The 5,756-nt window shown below is 57.6% G+C and carries 7 protein-coding genes and 1 pseudogene; 3 read left to right on the plus strand and 5 right to left on the minus strand.

Annotated features, from left to right (window positions below; genetic code table 11):
* The coding region (locus tag VGK48_08530) for a hypothetical protein (protein ID HEY2381216.1) at window positions 1-371 on the minus strand (371 nt) is incomplete at its 3' end.
* Between the two features lie 20 nt (window positions 372-391).
* Here VGK48_08530 and VGK48_08535 point away from each other — a divergent pair.
* On the plus strand, window positions 392-2,512 hold the full coding sequence (locus VGK48_08535) for a S9 family peptidase (GenBank protein HEY2381217.1): 2,121 nt from the start codon (window positions 392-394) through the stop codon (window positions 2,510-2,512).
* 24 nt (window positions 2,513-2,536) lie between these two features.
* On the opposite strand, the gene VGK48_08540 is transcribed toward VGK48_08535, so the two are convergent.
* The gene (locus VGK48_08540; GenBank protein ID HEY2381218.1) at window positions 2,537-2,689 is read right to left on the minus strand and encodes a hypothetical protein; all 153 of its coding nucleotides are present in this window, start codon (window positions 2,687-2,689) and stop codon (window positions 2,537-2,539) included.
* Here VGK48_08540 and VGK48_08545 point away from each other — a divergent pair.
* Window positions 2,645-2,911 (plus strand): annotated as a pseudogene (locus tag VGK48_08545) (serine hydrolase domain-containing protein). The gene VGK48_08540 and the pseudogene VGK48_08545 sit on opposite strands and share 45 nt — an antisense overlap.
* Here VGK48_08545 and VGK48_08550 read toward each other — a convergent pair.
* Entirely contained in the window at window positions 2,819-3,070 is a 252-nt protein-coding gene (locus tag VGK48_08550; protein ID HEY2381219.1) for a hypothetical protein, read from the minus strand. The pseudogene VGK48_08545 and the gene VGK48_08550 sit on opposite strands and share 93 nt — an antisense overlap.
* Between VGK48_08550 and VGK48_08555 the strand changes: the two genes are divergently transcribed.
* Window positions 3,069-3,785 (plus strand): serine hydrolase domain-containing protein, encoded by a 717-nt coding sequence (locus tag VGK48_08555; GenBank protein ID HEY2381220.1) that lies wholly within the window; start codon window positions 3,069-3,071, stop codon window positions 3,783-3,785. The genes VGK48_08550 and VGK48_08555 overlap by 2 nt on opposite strands.
* Window positions 3,786-3,838: 53 nt before the next feature.
* Here the strand turns inward: VGK48_08555 and VGK48_08560 are convergent, their stop codons facing one another.
* Both VGK48_08560 and VGK48_08565 read right to left on the minus strand, forming a co-directional pair.
* Window positions 3,839-4,159, minus strand: a complete 321-nt coding sequence (locus VGK48_08560) for an RNA-binding protein (protein HEY2381221.1) — start codon at window positions 4,157-4,159, stop codon at window positions 3,839-3,841.
* A gap of 321 nt (window positions 4,160-4,480) precedes the next feature.
* Window positions 4,481-5,756, minus strand: a 1,276-nt coding sequence (locus VGK48_08565) for a YfhO family protein (GenBank protein ID HEY2381222.1), incomplete at its 5' end; no start/stop codon positions are given.

Raw genomic sequence — 5,756 nt, forward strand, 5'->3', positions numbered from 1 at the left:
GTTCCGCGCAGCACGCCTGCCGTGTCAATCTCGCCGTCCCATACTGGCTCCATTTGAATGTGCCGAACTCCGCGCAAAAAGGTGGCGGATTCGCTGTAGTCGAGATCTTTGAGAGCCTTGGCGATGGCATTCTTGCCCCAACATTGCGGATCGCTTTCGCGCGGCTTATCGAACAATCGCTCGAATGCGGCAAGGAGATCGGGCAAGAGCGCGTGAAGCTGGAGTTCGGCCGATATCGACGCCGCTTTTGCCACGACTACATTCACACGGTCACGCAACGCCTTCCTTAGCGGCGCAATTACCGCTACGGGGCTTAGCGCTCGCAGAGCGCCCAAATCCGCGAGTTGCCGTTCTACCCGGTCAGCCGCCACAATGAACTACTATATTGTTCATGCGCAACGCGGCGCTACCCGCCCTCCTACTTATAGTTACGGGCAGCCCGGCGTGGACGGCGAAATTGCCGTTCACCTTCGATGCCATGACGAGACTCGCAAGGATCGACGATCCGCAAGTGTCTCCCGATGATAAGTGGGTGGCTTTTTCCGTTGCGACAGTGGATTTGGCGAATAACGCCGTTCCCAGCCAGATTTACGTGATTCCGATAGCCGGCGGCTCGCCGCAACGCCTAACAAACGAGGGAACATCGAATACGCGGCCCCGATGGACGCCCGATTCCAAGCGCATCTTTTATGTTTCGAATCGTCCCAACGCATCGCAAGTCGCCGGCAGCTCGCAAATCTGGTCTATCAATGCGGATGGGACGGACGCGAAGCCTATAACAAACGTGCCCACGGGCGCGAGCGGCGTAACGATTTCTCCCGACGGCAAGCTGGTTATGTACACGAGCGCCGTTTATCCGGCTTGTGAGCCGCAAAACGCGGCCTCCGGAGTCGATTACGGAACGGCGTGCAATAGGAGCAATCTCGACAAAGATGCAGCGAACGTGGTGAAGGCCCGCGTGTACACATCGCTGCTGTATCGGCATTGGAACGAGTACTCAGGCGCGCGGCGGCGGCATTTACTCATTCAAACGCTGAATGACACGGGAAGGATCCGCGATCTTACCCCGGGCGACCGCGACACGCCTCCATTCTCGCTGGGCGGCCCGGATGCGTATGTCTTTTCGCCCGACAGCACGCAAATCGCGTTTGTCGCCAACAACGACGCCGACCTCTCGAGCAGTACCAACTCCGACCTCTTCACGGTTCCCGCTTCCGGCGGCCCGATCAAACGCATCACCACCAATCCTGGCGCGGATGAAGGTCCGCTCTACTCACCCGACGGGAAATATCTTGCATATCGCACACAAAGCCGCGCCGGTTACGAAAGCGATCAGTGGCGTCTCGCGGTTTTGGACGTGCAGGCGAACCGGACCACGACGCTGACCGATACGCTCGACCGGTGGGTTGAATCGTTCACCTGGTCGTCCGATTCTCAACGGATTTTCTTCACGATCGACGATCGGGGCGGCAGCCCTTTGCTCATGATTTCGGCCACGGGCGGCACGCCGCGCACCATCGCCCAAGGGCCGACTTCGATCACCGCGATGCGCTTCACGTCCGGCGACCAGATGATGATTTATCTGGAGGAGAGCGGCTCACATCCACCGGAGATCTACAAGGCGACTTCACGGGGCGGTAGCGGCGTTCCCATGACGCACCTGAATGACGCCGTGACAAACATCTATCAGTTGACTCCATTGGAACAGGTTTCGGTCGATGGCGCCGACGGCTCGAAGGTCGAAAGCTTCATTGTGAAACCGCCGGACTTCAACCCGGCGATCCGGTATCCGGTTTTGTTCGCGGTCCACGGAGGCCCGCAGGGCGAATGGGGCGAATCCTGGACCTACCGCTGGAACGCGCAGGTGTTCGCCGCAGCGGGCTACGTGGTGGTGCTTTCGAATCCGCACGGCTCAGTCGGCTATGGACAGGCGTTTACGGATGCCATCAACGGCGATTGGGGCGGCCGCGTATACACCGACGTCATGGCGACGGCCGACTACGCGGCGAGCCTGCCGTATGTGGACCGTGACCGCATGGTGGCGGCCGGCGGCTCGTACGGAGGCTATCTGATCGATTGGATACTGGGTCACACGAACCGGTTCAAGGCGCTCGTTTCCCATGCCGGCCCATTCGACCTGCGCAGCGAGGCGGAAACGACCGAAGAACTCTGGTTTCCCAAATGGGAGTTCCATGGCTTGCCCTGGGACAATCCCGGCCTGTACGACCAGTGGTCTCCAAGCACGTTCGTAAAGAATTTCAAGACACCCACCTTGGTTACTCAAGGCGAGATGGATTACCGCGTGCCGGTCGGGCAAAGCCAGCAGCTTTTCACGGCATTGCAGCAGATGAAAGTGCCGTCGAAGCTGGTGCAGTTTCCGGATGAGGGCCATTGGATCTTGAAGCCGCGGAACAGCCAATTCTGGTACGCGGCAGTGATCGAATGGCTCAACCAATATGCCAGGCCGGATGGGTCTTCGACGCGTGGGGCGACAAACCAAGTCCAGCATTGATCTAAAACTGAAAGAGGCGCTGCGTCAGCGGTCGACGAGCACGAGGAGCGGAACATGAGCACCGGAGGTCTTTCGAAGCCGCGGCTCGAGCGAATGCAGCAAGTATTGTCGGGACACATCGAGCGTAAGGAGATGCCTGGGCTCGTAGCGCTCGTCAGTCATCATGACGACGTTCATGTGGAGACGCTCGGCACCCTGGCATTCGGCGACCCGGCTCCCATGAAACGCGACACGATTTTTCGTATTGCTTCGATCACGAAGCCCATCACCGCGGTTGCGGCAATGATCCTGGTAGAGGAATGCAAGTTACGGCTCGATGAATCGATTGAGCCGTGGCTCCCGGAACTTGCAAATCGTCGCGTACTGAAGTCCATCTCCTCGCAGCTCGAGGACACGGCGCCTGCGCTGCGCGCAATCACTGTTCGCGATCTGCTGACCTACCGCATGGGTTTCGGCAGTGTGATGGCCATGCCAGACACGTATCCGATTCAGAAGCTGATCCGTGAATATCGGATTGGCGGCGACGGCCCAATGCTGCCCTCGCAAAGTGCCTGGCATGGACGAATGGCTGCAGAAACTCGGTTCGCTGCCGTGGTTGGCGCAACCGGGCGACCGGTGGATGTATCACGTAAGCGGCGACGTGCTCGGGGCTCTGATCGCGCGCGTGTCGGGACAATCTCTCGGCACGTTCCTGCGCGAGCGCATCTTCGATCCGCTCGGGATGAAAGACACCGCCTTCCACGTGCCCCCCGAAAAAGTCGACCGCTTGCCGGCGTTCTATTTCTTCAATCGTCAGACGGACAAGCTGGATTTTTTTGACGACGTGGCAAACAGCGCCTGGGCTTCTGCGCCGCCCTCGGAATCGGGTGGAGGCGGACTCGTCTCGACGATCGACGACTATTTTGTTTTCAGCCGCATGATGCTGAACACGTTGCTGCACAAAGGCCGCTCGGGCCGGGAGCAAATTCTTTCCCGCGCCACGGTGGAACTAATGACTTCGGATCAACTCACGCCTGAGCAACGCGCAGGCTCGGAAATCTTCTTCGGTACGCATTCCAGTTGGGGTTTAGGAATGGCGGTGGATATCCGGCGTAACGAGATCTTCCACACCCCAGGCCGGTTCGGCTGGACCGGCGGCTTCGGCACGACGGCCTACACCGATCCCGCGGAGGGAATGATCGGCATCCTCTTCACGCAACGCATGATGGATTCGCCGGAGCCGCCTAAGATATTCACCGATTTCTGGACATTGGCGTATGGAGCAATGGAATAGGCGCGCCATTTGGCGCCCACGAGCACGTGAGCGTGCGAAGTCTCTGATCGCAGTTAGAAGCCGCGACGGCGATTGCCGCCGCCACCGCCGCGCTTAAAGTCCGGCCGTCCGCCGCCGCGCGGGCCATCGGTCTTTGGCCGGGCTTCGTTCACATTGAGCGATCGGCCGTGCAGATCGGTCCCGTTCAGGGCAGAGATAGCGGATTGCGCCTCGTTGCTGTTGGGCATTTCGACGAAGGCAAAGCCGCGCGCCTGCCCGGTGTCCCGGTCGGTGATGATGTTCACGCGATCTACCGCGCCGTACTGGGAAAACACCGACATCAAGTCGTCCTGGGTCGTTGCGAAGCTTAGATTTCCTACAAAAATATTGGTCACTGGTTTCCTCCAGAGTTTAAGTTGTTCTAAAAGCAGCCAACCGCGAGGAAGACAGACGCTACCAGCACCGACCGCAGATTTAGATGTAGTCGAGCGTAGCACATCCGGATTAGAATCGACTCTTGCCGGGGCGAAATTAGCGCAAAAATTGCCGCCAGAACTTTAAGGCCACTTCAATAATCCCCGCCCAACACAGCAAAGCGGGAATAAGGGCGATCAGGAGTCCCTTCAAAAAGGGAGCCGCTTCCTCGGGCTGTTCGAGGAACTTAACTGTATCGGAGTGCCGGTTGCTCATACCGCAAACAAGAAAAGCAGATTTTCTTATTGCGGGAGTGCGCCTGATGCACGGTTGTTCTCATATTTTTTTCGCCGCCTTGGCCTGAGAAAACCGAATGCCATCAATCCGGCCATCGTAAAGCCGCCGAGGGCCGCTCCGCCATAGAAACTCTTTGGCCGGTAGCGGAATCGGACAGCGTGTTTACCGCGAGAGAGCAGCACGCCGCGAAACAGATAATTCGCGTCGATCCAATCGGCGCGTCGGCCGTCGACGTCCACGGTCCAACCCGGATAGGAAGTGTCGTTCAGAACAAGAATTCCGCTTCGATCGAGCGACGCTTCGATTTGCACGTCCTGCGATGCATAAGAGCGAATCGACGCCGCATTTACTGGTTCCGGGGGCTGCCGATTCATTTCCGCTACCTGCTCGCGCTGTTCCGCCGTTAACGCCGGCTCGTTCAATACCACGCTTTGAAATATGTCCAACGAAGGATCAGCGAGTTTCCGCAAAACCTCGCTTTCGTTATGGACCAACTCGGCGCGATGGTAAATCGAGGCGCGCGGCAATACATCGTCATATCGGTAAATCTTCGCCTCCGCGTTGTAGATCAGATGGAACGGGGGCGGTTCGTCCTCAGTCGGAACGCCATGCTTTTCGAAATGGAAGTTCGACCAAGCCGCCCAGTCATAAGCGGTATTTCCTTTGGGTCCTGGAGTTGTGGTGAACAACAACTCAACGGTCTGCCCTCGATACGGACTCAGATCTACGTGGCCGTCCATCCAGCGCCTTTCATCGGAATTGTGCTTGGGATCTATGTAACGAGAGAACTGTTTTGTAATGCGCCCGAACGAATCCTTCAACTCAACGATAAACTCGACTCCGTCGCCAGAGGTCTTGTCAAAAACAGCCGGATCAAGGGTGTAGGAGAAATCGAATATCTCTTTCGGACCACCCGCGACCTGAATCCGATAGGGCATCCGTTCGTAAGGCGGATGCTCACCCAGGGCGTTGCGCGCTTCGCCCGCTAGAACGAACGTTTTCCGTTGAATAGCTGCTTCTTTTCCCGGAATGAGGCGGCCTCGGTTCTGCTCGAACATTTCATCGATCATCCTGTTGGGAACGGTGAACTCTCTTATGCTGGCTATGTATTTGACAGATGATAACTGCAACAAGCGTTTGGCAAGCGGCACGGTCGGATCGTAGTTGCCTGTTCCGTTGAAACGATCCCCTAGATCGTACTGAAAAGTGACACCCTTCTGATCGGAGAAGAAATTCTGAACGAATGGTAAGTACTTCTTTTCATACATCGCGTCCAGATTC

Source organism: Terriglobia bacterium, from assembly GCA_036496425.1.
In the GTDB taxonomy this organism is placed as follows: domain Bacteria; phylum Acidobacteriota; class Terriglobia; order 20CM-2-55-15; family 20CM-2-55-15; genus 20CM-2-55-15.